General features: G+C 65.8%; 19 protein-coding genes. 9 read left to right on the plus strand and 10 right to left on the minus strand.

Annotation, left to right across the window (positions count from 1 at the left end; genetic code table 11):
- Positions 1–127: 127 nt before the first annotated feature.
- The 3 genes from ACQR1D_RS14495 to ACQR1D_RS14505 all read right to left on the minus strand — a co-directional run bounded on the left by ACQR1D_RS14495 (position 128) and on the right by ACQR1D_RS14505 (position 3,808).
- Positions 128–397 carry a hypothetical protein gene (locus ACQR1D_RS14495; protein ID WP_315800198.1) on the minus strand — a complete coding sequence of 90 codons (270 nt, stop codon included), beginning with the start codon at positions 395–397 and terminating at the stop codon, positions 128–130.
- A 321-nt stretch (positions 398–718) separates the two neighbouring features.
- The gene (locus ACQR1D_RS14500) at positions 719–952 is read right to left on the minus strand and encodes a DUF2171 domain-containing protein (protein ID WP_315800199.1); all 234 of its coding nucleotides are present in this window, start codon (positions 950–952) and stop codon (positions 719–721) included.
- A 786-nt stretch (positions 953–1,738) separates the two neighbouring features.
- On the minus strand, positions 1,739–3,808 hold the full coding sequence (locus tag ACQR1D_RS14505; RefSeq protein WP_434839451.1) for a methyl-accepting chemotaxis protein: 2,070 nt from the start codon (positions 3,806–3,808) through the stop codon (positions 1,739–1,741).
- Positions 3,809–3,936: 128 nt separating this feature from the next.
- Between ACQR1D_RS14505 and ACQR1D_RS14510 the strand changes: the two genes are divergently transcribed.
- The 6 genes from ACQR1D_RS14510 to ACQR1D_RS14535 all read left to right on the plus strand — a co-directional run bounded on the left by ACQR1D_RS14510 (position 3,937) and on the right by ACQR1D_RS14535 (position 7,073).
- Positions 3,937–4,752, plus strand: a complete 816-nt coding sequence (locus ACQR1D_RS14510; RefSeq protein ID WP_434839450.1) for a transglycosylase SLT domain-containing protein — start codon at positions 3,937–3,939, stop codon at positions 4,750–4,752.
- Between the two features lie 147 nt (positions 4,753–4,899).
- Positions 4,900–5,184 (plus strand): DUF2312 domain-containing protein, encoded by a 285-nt coding sequence (locus ACQR1D_RS14515; RefSeq protein ID WP_315712263.1) that lies wholly within the window; start codon positions 4,900–4,902, stop codon positions 5,182–5,184.
- A gap of 130 nt (positions 5,185–5,314) precedes the next feature.
- The gene (locus ACQR1D_RS14520) at positions 5,315–5,665 is read left to right on the plus strand and encodes a zinc ribbon domain-containing protein YjdM (RefSeq protein WP_315755663.1); all 351 of its coding nucleotides are present in this window, start codon (positions 5,315–5,317) and stop codon (positions 5,663–5,665) included.
- Positions 5,666–5,728: 63 nt separating this feature from the next.
- Complete coding sequence (locus tag ACQR1D_RS14525; protein ID WP_315712266.1) at positions 5,729–5,920, plus strand: hypothetical protein; 192 nt, start codon at positions 5,729–5,731, stop codon at positions 5,918–5,920.
- Between the two features lie 478 nt (positions 5,921–6,398).
- A complete protein-coding gene (locus ACQR1D_RS14530; protein ID WP_316170439.1) occupies positions 6,399–6,614 on the plus strand; it encodes a hypothetical protein in 216 nt (71 codons plus the stop codon).
- Between the two features lie 228 nt (positions 6,615–6,842).
- Positions 6,843–7,073 (plus strand): FmdB family zinc ribbon protein, encoded by a 231-nt coding sequence (locus tag ACQR1D_RS14535; protein ID WP_315800203.1) that lies wholly within the window; start codon positions 6,843–6,845, stop codon positions 7,071–7,073.
- Positions 7,074–7,099: 26 nt separating this feature from the next.
- On the opposite strand, the gene ACQR1D_RS14540 is transcribed toward ACQR1D_RS14535, so the two are convergent.
- The 6 genes from ACQR1D_RS14540 to ACQR1D_RS14565 all read right to left on the minus strand — a co-directional run bounded on the left by ACQR1D_RS14540 (position 7,100) and on the right by ACQR1D_RS14565 (position 12,253).
- Positions 7,100–7,531, minus strand: coding sequence for a Rieske (2Fe-2S) protein (locus tag ACQR1D_RS14540; RefSeq protein WP_315800204.1), 432 nt, complete (start codon positions 7,529–7,531; stop codon positions 7,100–7,102).
- Positions 7,532–7,648: 117 nt separating this feature from the next.
- Complete coding sequence (locus tag ACQR1D_RS14545; protein WP_315800438.1) at positions 7,649–8,371, minus strand: DUF3750 domain-containing protein; 723 nt, start codon at positions 8,369–8,371, stop codon at positions 7,649–7,651.
- Positions 8,372–8,505: 134 nt separating this feature from the next.
- The gene (locus ACQR1D_RS14550; RefSeq protein WP_315800439.1) at positions 8,506–9,333 is read right to left on the minus strand and encodes an SH3 domain-containing protein; all 828 of its coding nucleotides are present in this window, start codon (positions 9,331–9,333) and stop codon (positions 8,506–8,508) included.
- Between the two features lie 112 nt (positions 9,334–9,445).
- Positions 9,446–10,225: a DUF2066 domain-containing protein gene (locus ACQR1D_RS14555; protein WP_434839449.1), complete on the minus strand. Its 780-nt coding sequence runs from the start codon at positions 10,223–10,225 to the stop codon at positions 9,446–9,448.
- Positions 10,226–10,305: 80 nt separating this feature from the next.
- Positions 10,306–10,602, minus strand: coding sequence for a copper-binding protein (locus ACQR1D_RS14560; RefSeq protein WP_315800206.1), 297 nt, complete (start codon positions 10,600–10,602; stop codon positions 10,306–10,308).
- A 799-nt stretch (positions 10,603–11,401) separates the two neighbouring features.
- Positions 11,402–12,253, minus strand: coding sequence for a 3-hydroxybutyryl-CoA dehydrogenase (locus tag ACQR1D_RS14565; protein WP_434839448.1), 852 nt, complete (start codon positions 12,251–12,253; stop codon positions 11,402–11,404).
- Positions 12,254–12,543: 290 nt separating this feature from the next.
- Between ACQR1D_RS14565 and ACQR1D_RS14570 the strand changes: the two genes are divergently transcribed.
- The 3 genes from ACQR1D_RS14570 (at position 12,544) to ACQR1D_RS14580 (ending at position 13,966) form a co-directional block, all read left to right on the plus strand.
- Positions 12,544–12,741 (plus strand): hypothetical protein, encoded by a 198-nt coding sequence (locus ACQR1D_RS14570; protein WP_315755672.1) that lies wholly within the window; start codon positions 12,544–12,546, stop codon positions 12,739–12,741.
- 128 nt (positions 12,742–12,869) lie between these two features.
- Positions 12,870–13,076, plus strand: a complete 207-nt coding sequence (locus ACQR1D_RS14575; protein ID WP_315800208.1) for a hypothetical protein — start codon at positions 12,870–12,872, stop codon at positions 13,074–13,076.
- A gap of 95 nt (positions 13,077–13,171) precedes the next feature.
- Positions 13,172–13,966, plus strand: coding sequence for a DUF72 domain-containing protein (locus ACQR1D_RS14580; RefSeq protein ID WP_434839566.1), 795 nt, complete (start codon positions 13,172–13,174; stop codon positions 13,964–13,966).
- Between the two features lie 206 nt (positions 13,967–14,172).
- On the opposite strand, the gene ACQR1D_RS14585 is transcribed toward ACQR1D_RS14580, so the two are convergent.
- The gene (locus ACQR1D_RS14585) at positions 14,173–16,248 is read right to left on the minus strand and encodes a methyl-accepting chemotaxis protein (RefSeq protein WP_434839447.1); all 2,076 of its coding nucleotides are present in this window, start codon (positions 16,246–16,248) and stop codon (positions 14,173–14,175) included.
- Positions 16,249–16,510: the final 262 nt, after the last annotated feature.

Consider the following 16,510-nt stretch of genomic DNA (forward strand, 5'->3'; position numbering starts at 1 on the left):
CGGGCACCATTTTGCGCGCGCCGTGCCCACCGCCCGCACCCGCCAGCGTCGATGGTGGGCACGCGCCGCCTGACGGCGCCGCTTTGCCCACCCTACGGTTCACTGTCATGCGAGCGCAGCCGTTAGGTCAGATTGGATAGCGCCATTTCAGCGCGCGACGGGCGAAGAAGGCGGCCACCGCGACGATGGCCAAAGCGATCAAATCGGCCTTGAGCGCAGCGGACGGAAAGCGGACGAACATGGGCGTGAAGATCAGCGCGAACAGCGCCAGCAGAAGGCCGTTATAGGTGTAGTACAAGGGCGACTTGAAGATGCCGGTGGGCGCCAGCTCGGCATGGGACATCGGTTGCGGCAGCAGGAACGCAATCAGCAAGCCGATAAGGTCTGCACCGTCCATGACGTCGACGTTCGTCCATTCTGTGCGTTCGCGCTGATGTGCTCCGCAGGGAGTAGCTGTCTCGCCTGGCCATCACAAGTTCCGCGTGGTCACGCGTCGATCACATCTTCATGTGTCGTCGGCATCCGATGATTGGTTCGACGCCACCGCGCAATGACAAGCTTTGGAGCAAATGCGCACGCCACCGTGCCTGCCGTCGATGGTGGGCACGCGCCGCCTGACGGCGCCGCTTTGCCCACCCTACACGTCACGGGCCGGTCGCGTAGGAGAGCAAGGGCGCATCACTGCGAGCGGAGGACGGAGACAGGAGGATCCCCGCCCCTACTTCTCCTCCTCCATCGTCACCGCGACGGCGCCGATGGCCGACAGCCGCACCTTGTCGCCTTCGACGCCGGCGACGAGGCCCTTGTCGATGAAGTGATGATGCCCCTTGTGGCTGCCCTCGCCGCTGTCCTTTTTGGTCAGCTTGATGCGGTTGCCGTCGACGCGGTCGACGGTGCCGACATGCGCGCCGTCGGCGCCGATGACTTCCATGTGTTCCCTGATGTCCTGCATTGGGGGAGTGCTCCGTGGCTAATGTGGAAGCAGCTTCAACCGGCGGATGGGAGATGTGTTCCGCGACGCGCCTCCGCGCAGACGCAGCCGCAGGATGGGCAAAGGCCCGCCCGGCTCGATCTCGTCGCGCAACATCGTTCGCGCGCCGTGCCCACCGTCCGCACCCGCCGGCGCCGATGGTGGGCACGCGCCGCCAGCGGCGTCGCTTGGCCCACCCTCCGACAGCGTCATGCGCGGCGAAATCCTGCTGCGCCTCGCGGCTGATTTCGCCAACACCATCAGGCTGATCGGTCGTGTCCAGACCTTCCGATAAAAATAAATTACTTTCTATTTTTCTGAATTCATGATTGTCTACGCCCATCCTGGCCCGCCGAGAGGGGCGTATCGCGATCGTCACGAGACGTGGGCCGGAGATGCGGTGGCTGTGGGTGTGCCGCAGCGGGCTCGAGGCCCGCCGACGAACGGCACGCTTGCGGACGTGAAGACGCGTGGTCCTGGCGCCCCGAAGCTGGCGCCAAGTGCGGCGGTGATGATGATCCCGCCGTGCGACGGTGGCTACAAGCCGGACACCGGGGAGATCGCGTTATAAGCGTGAAAACCATCGCGCGGGGAATGCCGGGATGCCTCGGCTGAACCTGTGGTGACTGCCGCCTGCTTATCTTCTGCAGGCGGGCCATGGGTGCGGCCAGCGCCCGGCATTCCCCGCGCCCTCTCCCTTCAGAGGGCCAACGACCGGCAAGGCTCGGGCGCCATCTGCGCCGCGGGATCGCGTCCGCTTGGCCGATGCTAGGCCTTGCGCACGGTGCCGAGGAAGCCCTCCACCGCGACGCGGAAACGATCGGCATCGGTCGACATGCGGCGGACGGAGTCGACCATGGCCGCGCCCGCATTGCCGGTCTGGCGGTTGAGCGCTGCGACCGAGCCGATCGTGTCGGTCACGGCGCGGGTGCCCTGGGCGGCATGCTGGAAGTTGCGCGAGATCTCGGTGGTGGCGGCGCGCTGCTCTTCGACCGCCGCGGCGATCGCCGTCATCTTCTCGTCGATGCTGGAGATGTTGTGGCTGATGGCGCGGATCGCCTCGACCGACTCGCCGGTGGCGGCCTGGATCTCGGCGATCTGGCGGGTGATATCGTCGGTCGCGGTCGCGGTCTGCGCCGCGAGGTTCTTGACCTCGCCGGCGACCACGGCGAAGCCGCGGCCGGCTTCGCCGGCGCGCGCCGCTTCGATGGTGGCGTTGAGCGCCAGCAGGTTGGTCTGCGCGGCGATCGCGGTGATCATCTTGACCACCTCGCCGATGCGGTTGGCGGCGCGGTCGAGCATCTCGACGGTGGCGTTGGTCTGCGCCGCCTTCTCCACCGCCTGGCGCGCATCGGCCGCGGAGGCCTGCACTTGCGCGGCGATCTCGGAGACCGATGCGGTCAGCTCCTCGGTGGCGGCGGCGATGGTCTCGAGATTGCTGGTCGCGGTCTCCGCGGCGCTGGCGACCGCGGCGGTCTGCTCGGTGGACTCGTCGACCAGCTTGCGGACCTCGCCGGCGCTGGAATCGAGCTGGCCGGTCGAGTTGCCCATGCTGACGATGACCGCCTGCACGGTGTCGTCGAAGCTCTTGCAGGCGCTGTCGATCGCCTGCGAGCGCTCCAGCCGCCGGCCCTGGTCGAGCTCGCGCTCGCGCGACAGCCGGTCGGCGGTGGCGGCGCTCTCGCGCAGGCCCTCGAGGGCGGCAGCCATGGCGCCGAACTCGTCGGCATGAGCGAATTGCGGCACCGGGGTCTGGTAGTCACGCTGGCCGATGCGCTGGATCGCCTGCATCAGGACGCCGACCGGGCGCATCAGGCGGACGCGCACCGCGCGCAGCGCCAGGCCGGCCACCGCGAGCGCGGCAAGGAAGGCGAGCGACTGGACGACCAGGCTGCTCAGCGCGGCGGTCCTGATCTCCTCGGCGCGCGCGATCGAGCCGTCGAGCGCGGTCATGCCGACGGCGATGATGCCGGCGAACGGGCCCTGGCAGAACGCGTTCCATTCCGGCGCCGGCATCGCCGGCTTGCCGCTGCCGTCAAACCCCTTGGTGAGCTGGTCCATGCGCTGATGGGCGGCCTCGACCTCGGTGCGCGAGGTCTTCACGGCCCCGGCGAGCGCGGTGCTGCCGCCCCCCGCCAGGAGGTCGTCGAGCCCGGACCAGCCGGCCGCGACGGTGCCGCGCCATTGCGCGACCGCGCCCTTCTGGGTGTCGTCGAGCGGCTTGGAGGCGTTGATGTTGGGACGCAGCGCCGAGCATTGCAGGCCGTAGCGGTCGCGGACCTGCCAGGCCAGCCGCCGCGCCTGCACCATCTTGGCGATCGCCGGATCGGTCATCCAGGCGCGGTTCGAGACGGCGAGCGAGGCGGCGTTGGCGACGTCCAGCGTCTTGGTCATTGCCTGGTACCAGGCCTGCGTGCGCGCCAGCACGCGTTCGGCGCGCGGCTTCGCGGCTTCGTCGAACAGCAGCTTGAACTGCGGAACCGTGGCGTCCCAGCTCGATTTCAACCCGGCCAGGAGGTCGTCGCGCTCGGGCATGTCGACGCCGGCGAGCGCGGCGACGATGCCGTCATAGCCCTTGGCCTCGATGCCCTGATATTCGGTGAGCTTGGCGCGCGGATCGTCCTCGCTCAGCAGCACGCTCTGGATGTCGCCGCGGTGGGCGCGCATGACCAGGACGTTCTGGAAGATCGCCTTGTCGGCCGCGGTCAAATGCTCGGTCGCAACGCTCTCGCGATAGCGGCCCGCGGCGCCGCTCATCAGGATCGCCGTGGACACCAGGATGCCCGCCGCCAGCACCGACAACAGCACCATCAGCAGAGTACTGACCGATTTCTTCATCACGCGCCGCCCCACACCAGAAAGTGGCAGGATGACGCGATTGCACAAATTCTTCCTTAACCATGGACCGGCACACCGGCGCCCGAGGTAATCAGTTGCCGAAATCCCCTGCTCCACGCCAACAAAAGATGCGCAAGCCGCAACGCGGCAGACATTGGCGCGCGCTGCGGCGCGATGCGAAGCGAATCGCAGGGCGCGGTGCGCAGCGGCTGGGCCGGACGGTGGGCGCGGCGCCGCGGTGGATCAAGATCACCTGCGGCGCCTTGGTGCTGCTCCTGACCTTCGCGCTGGTCAATCTGGCCTATCACGTCCTGCGCAAGCCGACCGAGCTGTTCGTGGTGACCGGTCATTCGCTCGACAAGGAGCCGGAGGAGACGTGGCGCCAATATGGCGCGCTGTTCCGTGAGAGCTCGACAGGATCGATCACGCCGGAGCTGCTCGCCGCCCTGGCGCAGACCGAGAGCTCGGGCAATCCGGTGGCGCGCACCTATTGGCGCTGGCGCCTCGCGTGGAATCCGTTCGCGCTGTATCAGCCGGCTTCCAGCGCCGTCGGCTTGTTCCAGATGACCGACGGCGCCTTTGCCGACGCCGCACGGTTCTGCATCCGGGATCACGAGGTGGTCAGCGACGGCTGCGGGTCGCCGAGCCTGTACGTCCGCGCATGGCCGGCGCATGCGGTGGCGCTGACGGTGATCTCGCTCGACCGCCAGGTCGCCGCCGTGCTCGCACGGCAGCCTAGCGCCAAGCCGAGCGCGCAGCAGCGGCAGGATCTCGCAGCCGTCATTCATCTGTGCGGCGCCGGGCCGGCGGCCGGATTCGCGCGGCGCGGCTTCAAGCCGGCCGATGGCGAGCGCTGCGGCGACCATTCGGTCGCGGGCTATCTCGGCCGCGTCAATGCGATGAAGAAGCAGTTTCAGAAGCTCTCGGCGGCGGAGCGGAGCTAGCGCATGGCGCCCGCTCGGCGACATCGAGAGCCCGCCCGGTTCCGCGTTAAGCACGTCGGATTCACTGATGTGGGCAAAGCGCGCCCGTTAAGACATTGGCAACGAACTGCCGCGCATTTTCTCCGTCCCATTAGTACAGGAGTCACCATGTCAGAGATCGGCATTCCCGGCGCGCGCATCCGGTCCTTCATCGAGCGGATCGAGCACCTCGACGGCGAATTGGCGGAGCTGAACGAGCAGAAGAAGGAAGTGTTCGCCGAGGCCAAGGGCGAAGGCTTCGACGTCAAGATCCTGAAGGAGATCATCAAGCTCAGGAAGCAGGACCAGGACGAGCGCGACGAGCACGAGACGCTGCTCGACACCTATCTCCGGGCGATGGAAGCGGCCGAGACCGGGCCGGCCAGCAAGACCCCCGAGCGCAAGGCGGCGTGACGCTGCCGACCGACGATGGCGGCGCGCAGCCGATCTGAGCCGCGCGCTGCCCTCCCCCGGGATTTTTCCTTGCCCGGTTCCATCCGAGCCTCTAACGCTGCGCTACGCTTCTGCCGCGCCCGAGGATAAGATGACCGACGCAATGACCTGCCCGCAATGCCGCTCCGAGCACGCCTATCAGGACGGCGCGCTGTGGGTCTGTCCCGAATGCGGCCATGAATGGAGCGGCGACGCCGCCCTTGCGGCGGCGGCCGGCGACGACGCCAGCATCCGCGACGCCAACGGCAACGTTCTGGCCGACGGTGACAGCGTCATCGTCATCAAGGACCTGAAAGTGAAGGGATCGTCGTCCGTCGTGAAGGGCGGCACCAAGGTGCGCAACATCCGCCTGCAGGAGGCGAGCGACGGCCACAACATCGCCTGCAAGATCGACGGCATCGGCCAGATGAACCTGAAGTCGGAGTTCGTGCGCAAGGCGTAGGGCCTCGTGCTCCCGGAACATTCGCGACGCCATGGCGTTCGGATCAACAACGGGAGGATGGCCATGCTGACGGACGACCAGATCGCGACGCTTTCGGATATCGGCCAGGCAATCGCCTTCTCACCCGACCGGCAGGACGAACTCGATGGACTGATCCGCGAGGGTTATGTCGCCAAGGACGGCGACATCTACGAGCTGACGGCGAAGGGGCAGAAGATCCTGACCGATCGAGGTGCCGGATTGAACGAGGCCTGACGACGCGGAGGCTCCCAGCACCGGGCGTCGGGGCGTCTATATCAGCGCCACCGGAAGTCTGGCATCAGGCCGGATATCATCCTGGGGATCGACGGTTCGTCTGCGGACGCCCGTGCGAACCGAACTCTGATTCAGCCAATGAACGGCGATACTCCGCCCGAAGCCCCCGAAGCCAATGTCCGCGAGCGCCGCAGGACTGCGCAGGCGCTGCCTGTTATTTGACGCAATAGGCCCCGCTCAGCCTCGGCACTCAGGCCGAACCACGCAACACGAGCAAATCGCCAAATGATCGAGCAGCAAACACGGGCCAGTTGCCGAACGCTGCGTGATCCAAGCAGTGAATTCATCACGCTTCTGTCGCCATGAAGTGACACCCGTAGCAATCCGTCCCGTAGCAGCACGACCTGGATTCATAACTTGGCATGAACTCTGCTTTCTCGATCCTGACCGGGTCCCACTCTTTGGAGGCAGAATCAACGTGCTCGTCACTCTCGTCGCAATGCTATGCAACGGCCAGCTCTGCATGGAGAAGGTCGTCACCAACAGCGAGATGTCCGGCATCACGATGACATCCTGCGCCGTCAGCGCGCAGATCGGAATCGCAGACTGGATGTCCAAGGGTCCCTATCACGAGTGGCATCTGCAGAGTTACAAGTGTGTCGCCGGCAAGTACGTGCCGAAGACCAACGCCTGATCCGCTTTACCCGTCCGGCTGGCGCCGGGATATCCGGGACCGGCCGGCTGGGCGGAGGATCTCTCCGCTCCTGTCGAGTGTTCGACGCCGGCCGCGTCGCGTTCGGGACATGCGCAGCAAAATTGCTGCCGTTAGCATGCAAACGAGGCGTGAATCCGCGGATTTGGTGCGCAATGGAGCTGGCCCGCTTCGTGCAACGCCCCTCAGCGACAATGAGGGGATGACGTCATGCCGTTCTATAGCTTCCATTGCGCGGCCTGCGCAGAGGATGTCGAGTTGCTGATCGGGATTTCTGAAAGGCCTGTCTGTCCGACCTGCGGCAGTCGCAAGCTGACCCGCCTTCCCTCGCTGCCGGCGCCGCCGGCGCGCAGCCCCGGCCTGATCAAGGCCGCTCGCAGCCAGGCAGCACGCGAGGGGCACTTCAGCAACTACAGCCGCGCTGAACGGAAGAAACGCTGACCCGGTCGGGGGGCCGGCGCTCAGCCTCAATCCGATGTGATCTGCACCTCCGGCACGTCATCCTCGGGATCGTCGATGTCGAGGCCGTCCTCCTCGTCCAGATCGATCCCGGAGAGGCAGATGTCACCGTCGTCGATCACAAGCTCGACCACAGACAACGTCCGGCCCTGACAGGGCCCAATGAAGCATTGTCCGGTATCGAGGTCGAACTGGGCACCATGCTCGCCACAAACGAGGAAATTACCTTCCTCGTCCATGAACTCGCCCGGATGCTTGTCGAGGCGGGCGCCCTGATGCGGGCAGGCATTCTCGAAGCCGTAGAAGTTGTTGCCCTTGCGCGTGACCAGGATCGGCCAAGGCTTGGCGCTACCGTCGGGCTCGCGGCGCTGGAGAACGAAGCCACGCGCCGCGCCATCGTCCACCTCATAGGTCGCGCAGATCGCAAACAGCGTGCTCATCGTCCGCCTCTTCTCGCCTCGCTTGGCGTTTTGGCGCATCCGCGACATCGCAGGCGCGCTGAAGAGGCTCGCAGCAAGCAGCATGCCAGCCAGTGCCTGACAGGCAGATCGTGGGCCTCAGGCCGGTGGCATGCCGAGGCGGCCGATCCCGGGAAATTTCAGCGCCGGCCGGCGCAGATCGACGCCGAGAACTCCCCCGAAGAAGTTCAGCTCGACGCCCTCGATCCAGCCGACGGTGACACCGAGATAGCCACCGAGCGATACGAACAGACCGGTCCCGGAGGCCGTGCGCCCCCACCAGCCGTCAAAAGGGAAGTCCTTGCCGATTGCGGTCGGCGGCAGCACGGCGTTCAGCTCAGGAACCGCGTGCAGCGCCGCCTGCACGAAGGTGTTCGAATTCGGTCCCGGCCAAGCATTGTAGTCGCCATAGGCGCGGAAGCGGTAGTTCTCGATCACGCTGCGGATCCTCGGAATCACCCGCTCGGCTTCTTCGCCGTCGACGGCCAGCACTGTCTCCGGCAACGCACCGAACCAGCGACCATCGGGCGCGAAGCCATCGACCCGGATCGGCTCACCCCACGCGGTGTAGTCGTAGCGGGTATAGCGCGGGCCGCCTTTCTCCTTCACGACGATCCAAGTGTGGACCGCGAAGATGCCACGCCAACGCACCGTGCGCGCAGCGAATACGCGGACCACCGCGTCGGCATGCTGAGCTGGCGATGGCAGCAGGCCCGCGCTCGAACGGTCCGCGGTCTGCCAGCTGCCGCGGCGATCGCCGCGCAGATAGTTCGCGGCCGACAGCGAGATGGGCACGAAGATGAGCAGCAGGAAAGCGAGCACGGGCTTTTTCACGATAGGCGAGAACAATGGGGAGGCATCGAGGAATGACATCCATGTAGTCATCGCACCCGCCGTCGCCAGCGCCGGCCTGCACGCCGCCTTCACAATCCGGACACCACGCCAGTGCTGAAGACTCAGTGCCGGCGGAAACCACCGCCCGGGCCGGAACGCCCGCCACCGCGAGGGCCGCTGACGCCCACACGCGCAGCACCCATGGCGGGGCCGCCCCCAATATGCGCCAAACCGATTTGCGGCGAAGTCCCGATCATGCGCATGCCGCCCATCTGCGCGCGGGCGCTCTGCGGCGCACCGCTGCTTCGGCTCATCAACGGCTGCACCATGGGTGGCGTTGCAACTCGCGCGGGACCACCAGCCACGACCGGAGGTGCGGCGGGGCCGGCGGCCGTCGCAGGCGGCACACGACCTTGCATGCCCGAAGGCGGTCCGGATCGTTGGCCTGTGCCGGCGACCGCGCCCGGCTGGATCACCCCGCCGGGACCGCGCCCCGGCATCCCCGGGGTCATGCCAGGCTGAGGCGGATTTTGCGCCATGACCGGCGGATGGCGATGCCAGTAGCGGTTCCAGAACGCATGCCGATGATACCAAGGCCGTCCGAAATAGAAGCTGCTCCAATAGGTGGTCAGCGTGAAGCCGACAGTCGGCACGTACTCGACATATTCGGGCAGCTCAACGTACTGCTCACGATACAGATAGGCGAGCGTCCGCGCCGCGACCCAGCCACGTTCGCCTCCGAAGCTGACATCGCACCACGCGCCGCCTTGAATGCAGCCATGGATGGTGATCCTGGCACCGGCCGGAATGCGCTCGACGACGGGAAAACCGGGGCCCGGCCCTGCGCGCATGGTGGCCGCGGTACGCACCAGGCCCGGCGCAGCCACCGCCAGCGAGGCGGGCGTGGCAATCAACAGCGCAGCAACGAGACACGTTCTGAGTTTCACCACGGGCACCCTCCTGTCTGTTTGCCGGAGCGAGCTCGGGCGCGAGACTCTCGTGCCCGCATGCGCGGCTCAGGCATCCACTTTACAGGGATGGTCGCATACTATCGCGGCAACCTCACGGCGCTCCGTTGTCGGAGAGGAGTTGCGCTGCTCCACCGAGACCGCGGCGAAATGCTTCGTCGAACGTCACGCCACGGAATTGCCACCGGTCCTGCTTGCCAGCGCGATCGAGGCGCCATTGCGTGACCCAGCCCAGTTCGGCATCGTCCCAGGTGAGATCGCCAAAGAGCATGACATCAGCTCCGGGAAACCACGACGCGACCGCCGCGGGCTGGACATCGTTCAACTTGGTGCGCTCAATAGCGGCCTTCGAGACCTCGGAGGCGCTTGGCAGAGCGATCTCGAGCCCACGCTTGACGGCCGCCGCGCGCAGCGCGTCGCGCTGCAGATCGGACCTCCGGTCGTCGGATGCAACGAAGAAAGTACGACCGCCCGACGTCATCGTCACAATCACGCCAATCGACGGGCGCGGCCCCAGCCACGGCTTGATGTTCAAGCTCGCAAGCAACTCATCGATCCGCGCGCGATCGAATGACACGGTCAGGTCATATGGACGGTCGCGCGTGCCCTGCTCGTCATGCTTCGGCTTGCCCGACATCTGATCGTGATAATCGAAGCCGGTGACGAACTCCGCGGCCCGCGCCTCGAGTGGTGCGAGCCTTGCATCGCTTCTGAGCTGAAATGCACCGGACACCTTGATCAGCACGTCTTCCAGACATGCTGCAAAGGCCGCCCGACGATTGTCCTCGCCCTGACCGGTCACGACCGTCTGCGCCTGGTACAGGTCGGTCGGGGCCGCAGTCGCAATAGTGCAGTTCCCGACGACCATCATCATCCAGAGCCCGAGACGCCATACGCCCCGTCCGCGGAGAGCACCGCACTGTCTCATCGCGCCCCTCGATCCGGCTATGACGGCTATTTCTGCCGATCGAGCTTGACGATCGTGGGTGTGGCGGCGTCAGACGTCGAGAACGTCACGCGATCGCCGGCGTGGATGTTCTCGATCATGGCGTTGTCCTTGATCTTGAACTCCTGGGCTGCTCCGGCCGTGTTGGCGCCGACGGTTCCATCGGGAATGCGCTTGATCGCGATCGTGCCGTTGAGACGGTTGATCCCCGTGACCATGCCCGCCGTACCCTGCTCCGCTGCCAGAGCGGGCAGAGTTCCCACAAACATGGCGACCGTCGTCAGAATGATGCCAACTGCTCTCATCGCTGTTCTCCTGCCTTGCTTTTCGCGGCAAACAAAACACCACGAATTCTTTGGTTCCCCGAAAGGCCGCAACCCGAGCCACACTCGGTGAATCGCCGCTGCAGATCCTTATGTCGGCCGATGCGGCCTACACGAGCTCGAGCAAGGCGCAACCGCATAGCCTCGTCGACCGGCTGCCCTCATGTAATGATTTGCACGGGTTTGTCATCACTCCAAGGCGAACCACAGTCTCTCCGCGCGCGCAGGATCGACCGGACCCGTCACGCCGAATTCATCAATGCGTCATGTTGCGCCTTGACAGCGCCGGCCGCCGGGAGGACGATCATCGCTGTCGTCCATTGCGGTAGCCGTTCATGGTGCCGATGATGTTGGAACGACGACAATCCATCTGATTGCAGGGAGGTTCAATGACTCCACCTCCGTACCAGGCCCGCTGAGTGCGACGGTAATCGCTCGGACCATCGCATAGCGGCAAATCACGAACGGCACGCCGGGTCGCGGCTTTGTGGGCTGCATCAGCGAGGCATGGCCCCTTGCCCGCCCGGCGCTGTGCCGTGAATCTGGATCGTCGGATCAGCGCGAACTCGGCAGCTCTCATTTGGAGAGGTGTGGTTCTTGGTGCTCCCACGCGCCTCGAAACGCAATCCATCGTCAACGCAATCGGTCGTCAGCCAATCCGTCGTCCGCGTAGTCGATCGTCAACCGAGGCACGGCGGGCGCATGGGCCACCCGCCGCTCGCGTCGCACAATGCCGTAGCTACTTGGCCGTAGCTACTTGGCTGTAGCTACTTGGCCGCAGCTACTTGCCGTAGTCGTAGAAGCCCTTGCCGGTCTTGCGGCCGAGCTGGCCTGCGGCCACCATCTCCTTCAGCAGCGGCGCCGGCCGATACTTCGGATCGTTGAAGCCGTTGTAGAACACCTCCATCACCGACAGCATCGTGTCGAGACCGATCAGATCGGCCAGCGCCAGCGGACCGATGGGGTGATTGCAGCCGAGCTTCATGCCCTCGTCGATGTCCGCCGCGGTCGCAATGCCTTCCGAATACGCGAAGATCGCCTCGTTGATCATCGGGCACAGGATGCGGTTCACGGCAAAGCCCGGGCTGTTCTTCGCGGTGATCGCGACCTTGCCGATCCGCTTGGCGAAATCGGCGGCGGCCGCATGGGTCGCATCCGAGGTCTGCAGGCCGCGGATCAGCTCGAGCAGCGCCATCATCGGCACCGGATTGAAGAAGTGCATGCCGATGAAGCGGTCGGGCCGATCGGTGGCGGTGGCCAGCTTGGTGATCGAGATCGAGGAGGTGTTGGTCGCGATCAGCGCCTCGGGCTTCAGGCCGGCACAGAGGTCCTTGAGGATCTTGAGCTTCAGCTCCTCGTTCTCCGTGGCGGCCTCGATGACGAGATCGCAGCTCGACAGCTTCGCCTTGTCGGCAGTGCCGGTGATCAGCGACAGCGCCTTGTCCTTGTCGGCGGCCGTCATTTTCTCCTTCTTGACCAGGCGATCGAGGCTGGAGCCCACCGTGGCGAGCCCGCGCGCCACCGCCTGCTCGGAGATGTCGACCATGACGACCGGCACGCCCGCGGCCGCGCAAACCTGCGCGATGCCGTTGCCCATGGTGCCTGCTCCGATGATGCCGATCGTCTGAATCATTGCCGTTTCCTCTCAGTCTCTTCCGCGGGGACCGCCCCGTCCTGCGCCGTTGCTTAACAGGCTATCGGCCCGCGGGGTAGACCCAACGCAAGGGCTGAGAACGGGCCGGCTGCCCCGCGGTTCGCCGGCATCGGGAAGCGGGCGCATCCGGCCGGGTTGGTCCGCATGCGCAGGAACGGATGCAACCTGCTCTGGTTGGTCTCGTGCCCGCCGAGACGAGCCGCGCCCGCGGCACGGCATCGGGCGTCCCCGAGCGTTTCGACCCAATGACGCGAAGAATGGAGGAGGACATGGGACTGGCTCAATACGCCATCGTCGCGGTCGACGATCATTGGAGCGTTCTGCATGACGGCAACGCCCATGGCGACTACGCGACCAAGGAGGCTGCGTTCGAATCCGCTGCATCAGCCGCGACGCTGGCCATCAAGCAAGGCCACGAGGTGCATCTCAGCGTTCCGGGCAATGACCCAGATCGATCGAACAACTAATCAGCACCGCGACGCTGTCGTCTTGTTCCAACAGGACCTCCAGGGATAGTGAACTGCACGCTAACGTGTGTTAGCGACACAAGGCCGGCAGGCTCGCAGACTCCTGTTTGAAGCAACAGGAGTTCGCCATGAGCGTCACCCGGAACCGGCGTAAGCAGACAGTGTCGTTCGGCCAGCGGCTGCAGCAGGCTGCAACAGCTGCCCGCGAAGCGGCAGCACGTCTTCCCGTAGGCCCCGAGCGCGACATCATGCTGAAGAAGGCGATGCAGGCGGAGACGGCGGCGCATATCAACGAGCTGTTGAGCGCACCGGTGCTGCACGCCGCCGAGCGCTAGAGCGCGCGCCGTATCGTCTGCTGCGGCTTTGAAAGGAACCCGAACGCCCTCACGACGCTTTGCTTTCGAGGTCTGGTCTCGGCGAGAGGACGATGATGGCCCGGGTCGTGATCGGCACATCGGGATGGCACTACGGGTCCTGGCGCGGCGCGTTCTTTCCGCCGGGACTGCTGATCAGACATCAGCTGCCCTACTACGCCAGCCAGTTCGAGACCACGGAGCTGAATGGCGTGTTCTACAGGACGCCGACGGAAGCTGCCGTCCGTGGCTGGCGCGATCAGACCGGGCTCGATTTCGTTTTCGCCTGGAAGGCCTCCAAATTCATCACGCATTGGAAGCGCCTGTCTGCGCGCTCGGTCAACAGCATCGCGCTGATGGAGAGCCGGCTGTCGCTGCTCGGCGACAAGGCTGGCCCCGTGCTGTTCCAGCTGCCGCCGCAATTCGAAGCGAATCGAGAACGGCTCGAGTCGTTTCTGCCGCTACTGCCGACGCACCGGCGCTACAGCTTCGAATTCCGTCACCCGAGCTGGTACACACCGGCGATCATGCGCCTGCTGAGGGACGCGAACATCTCGCTCTGCCTGTCGGACCATCACGACGCGCCGGCGCCGTGGAGGCGGACGGCCGATTTCGTCTATGTGCGCGGCCATGGCCCGGGCGGCCGCTACAAGGACAACTATCCGGACGCGACACTCGAAGCCTGGGCCAAGCGCATTCGCGCCTGGGCGTCGCACGGCATCGACGTCTACGTCTATTTCGACAACGACCAGAAGAGCGCGGCGCCCGCCGACGCTCTGCGGCTACGCCGGCTGCTCGCGGCATCTTCTCACCAGGCACGCCGCGCCGCGCGCGCCAGTTCGTCGGGACATCGTGCACATCTCTCGGTTTAGGTTTGCGACCCGGTGTCGCTGTTCGAGCGCTATGCGAAGGGCGGCGACGATCCGCCACCGAGGACTGGGCGGCAAGACCCTGCCGGCCCTGCAGCATCATCTCGACATGGCGCAGACCCTCGACAGGAGCAAGTGAGCGAATGATATGAGCGCCGGTCCGAGCCGGCGCTCATGATGTTGGAATGCAGTGCCGTGCAGTCCCGTCGTCACGCGGCGCGCACGGAGCCCAGGAAGCGCGCGACCTCGCGCTTCAGGCGTGTGCTTTCACCGGCCAGCGATTGCGCCGCATTCAGCACCTGCGCCGACGCCTGACCGGTGGCGCTGGAGCCGCGCTGCACATCCGTGATGTTGGCCGAGACCTCCTGCGTGCCACGGGCCGCCTGCTGGATGCTGCGCGAGATCTCCTGCGTCGCCGCGCCCTGCTCTTCCACCGCGGATGCGATCGTCGAGGCGATCTCCGACATCTTCTCGATGGTTTCGCCGATATCGCGGATCGCGTTCACCGACTCCTGCGTGGCCGCCTGGATGCCGTTGATCTGCTGGCTGATCTCGTCGGTCGCCTTCGCGGTCTGCTCGGCCAGCGCCTTCACCTCGGAGGCCACGACGGCGAAGCCGCGCCCCGCCTCGCCAGCGCGTGCCGCCTCGATGGTGGCGTTGAGCGCCAGCAGGTTGGTCTGGCCGGCGATCGAGTTGATGAGCTCCACGACGTCGCCGATGCGGGCCGCGGCCTTGGCAAGCTCGCCGACACGATCGTTGGTGCGCTGCGCCTGCTGCACGGCCTCGTTGGCGACGCGCGCCGAATCCTGAACCTGGCGGCCGATCTCCGTCACCGACGATGACATTTCCTCCGTCGCTGATGCCACCGACTGCACGTTGGTCGAGGCCTCCTCGGACGCGGAAGCGACGGTGGTGGCGAGCCGCTCGGACTGCTCGGCCGTGGTCGTGAGCGTTCCTGCCGAACTCTCGAGCGCCGTCGACGCCGAGGACACGACATCGACGATCTCGCTGATGACGGCCTCGAACTCGCGGGTGATCGTATCCACCCGCTGTCCACGCTGGATCTTGGCCTCCGCCTCGCTCGCTGCGGCCCGGTCTGCCGCCTTCTTCGCCAGCAGCGCATCCTTGAACACCTGCAGCGAGGCGGCGAGCGTGCCGATCTCGTCCTGCCGATCGCTGGCCGGAACGACGACGTCGTCACGGCCAGCCGCGAGGTCGCCGACCACGCCGGTCAGCGCAGCCAGCGGCGCGATCACGCGACGGCGCAGCATGAAGGTCACGACGCCGAGCATGCCGAGCAGCGCGAGCACCGCGCCGCTGCCGATCCCGAACATCACCAGTGCATCGTCCCGCGCCGTCTCGGCGCGCGTCCGTGCCTCGGCCAGCGCATTGTCGCGAACGGTCAGGAATTTTCCGATCGGCGGCACGACGGTGCCGCCCAACTGCTCCGGTGACAGCGTGTAGCCGGCATTGCTGCGCGACGCCGCGATCTCCTTCTCGATCAGTCCCGCGGCCTTGTTGAAATACGCTTCGACCGCCTGCGACATCGCCTGCGCGACCTTCGGAGGATTGCCGAGCTGATCGATGCTCGACTCGATCCGTTCGCGATCGACCTCGATCCGGCCTTGCGCCCGATCGATGTTGGAATACTCGGCCGGAGCCAGCGCACGCTTGGCGCCGAGCGCCGGGGCCAGCATCGCGGCGCGACCGCCGGCCGTGATCCGCAGATCCTGCGTGATGCGCGCAATCGACAGCAGCGGCGTCAGCGATGCATCGGCGGTCGCCACGCGGTTCTCGAGGCGGTTGAGCAGCGGCTCGACCGATTTCAGCACGTCGGTCAAGCCGGGCAGGAATCCCTTCATCGCTGCCGGGTCGCGCGCATTCAGCGGCAATCTCACGGCGCGGTCGACCATCGTGCGCACGTCGGTGAGCTTTGCCTTGGCGGCGTTCAGTCCGTCGAAGATGGCTTGGCTGTCGGAGAGCGTCTCAACGGCCGCTTTCGCCTTGGCGAAGGCAGCGTCGGCCTGCTGCCCGGCCTTGTCGACGACGTCCAGCTGCACAGGAGTGGCCGGAACGTCCTGGAACATCGGCGTGACGAACGGCGCCCGCAATCCCGCGACGGCCTGGCCTGCAAGGAGCACGGCAGCGAACGCGTCGACTGACTTGATCGCTTCGGTTCTGCTCGCGTAGGCGCGATAGTGAGATACCAGCACCTCGCCCCCGAGAACACAGGCAAGCGCCGTGACCGAGAGCATCGATACCGCAAAGAGCTGACCGACTCGCATCGTGCATTTCCAGTTGATTGTTTCGGTCAACTTAGGAAGCGCAGTCTAAGAGGCTATTAACTTGCGCAGGCACGCTGCCGAGGGCAAATCGTCGCGGCCGCACGTCGATTCCCGTATTTTCACGGGCCTCGACAGTGATTCATCATCGACTTTCATGAGAGTTCGACGACAGAAGCGCGCAGTGCAGGTCTGACTCGCGCGATGTCGCTCATGCTCCGACCATCGCGCGATGGCGAAATCATCACCGAGATTGCGGCAGCAG

The sequence above is a fragment of the Bradyrhizobium sp. HKCCYLRH2047 genome (assembly GCF_051168175.1).
Classification (GTDB): Bacteria; Pseudomonadota; Alphaproteobacteria; order Rhizobiales; family Xanthobacteraceae; genus Bradyrhizobium.

Bases quoted from the DNA above. Each gene is read 5' to 3' on its own strand.
- ACQR1D_RS14495 (WP_315800198.1), bottom strand. From the start codon at position 397: ATGGACGGTGCAGACCTTATCGGCTTGCTGATTGCGTTCCTGCTGCCG.
- ACQR1D_RS14500 (WP_315800199.1), bottom strand. From the start codon at position 952: ATGCAGGACATCAGGGAACACATGGAAGTCATCGGCGCCGACGGCGCG.
- ACQR1D_RS14505 (WP_434839451.1), bottom strand. From the start codon at position 3,808: ATGAAGAAATCGGTCAGTACTCTGCTGATGGTGCTGTTGTCGGTGCTG.
- ACQR1D_RS14510 (WP_434839450.1), top strand. From the start codon at position 3,937: ATGCGCAAGCCGCAACGCGGCAGACATTGGCGCGCGCTGCGGCGCGAT.
- ACQR1D_RS14515 (WP_315712263.1), top strand. From the start codon at position 4,900: ATGTCAGAGATCGGCATTCCCGGCGCGCGCATCCGGTCCTTCATCGAG.
- ACQR1D_RS14520 (WP_315755663.1), top strand. From the start codon at position 5,315: ATGACCGACGCAATGACCTGCCCGCAATGCCGCTCCGAGCACGCCTAT.
- ACQR1D_RS14525 (WP_315712266.1), top strand. From the start codon at position 5,729: ATGCTGACGGACGACCAGATCGCGACGCTTTCGGATATCGGCCAGGCA.
- ACQR1D_RS14535 (WP_315800203.1), top strand. From the start codon at position 6,843: ATGCCGTTCTATAGCTTCCATTGCGCGGCCTGCGCAGAGGATGTCGAG.
- ACQR1D_RS14540 (WP_315800204.1), bottom strand. From the start codon at position 7,531: ATGAGCACGCTGTTTGCGATCTGCGCGACCTATGAGGTGGACGATGGC.
- ACQR1D_RS14555 (WP_434839449.1), bottom strand. From the start codon at position 10,225: ATGATGATGGTCGTCGGGAACTGCACTATTGCGACTGCGGCCCCGACC.
- ACQR1D_RS14560 (WP_315800206.1), bottom strand. From the start codon at position 10,602: ATGAGAGCAGTTGGCATCATTCTGACGACGGTCGCCATGTTTGTGGGA.
- ACQR1D_RS14565 (WP_434839448.1), bottom strand. From the start codon at position 12,253: ATGATTCAGACGATCGGCATCATCGGAGCAGGCACCATGGGCAACGGC.
- ACQR1D_RS14570 (WP_315755672.1), top strand. From the start codon at position 12,544: ATGGGACTGGCTCAATACGCCATCGTCGCGGTCGACGATCATTGGAGC.
- ACQR1D_RS14575 (WP_315800208.1), top strand. From the start codon at position 12,870: ATGAGCGTCACCCGGAACCGGCGTAAGCAGACAGTGTCGTTCGGCCAG.
- ACQR1D_RS14580 (WP_434839566.1), top strand. From the start codon at position 13,172: ATGGCCCGGGTCGTGATCGGCACATCGGGATGGCACTACGGGTCCTGG.
- ACQR1D_RS14585 (WP_434839447.1), bottom strand. From the start codon at position 16,248: ATGCGAGTCGGTCAGCTCTTTGCGGTATCGATGCTCTCGGTCACGGCG.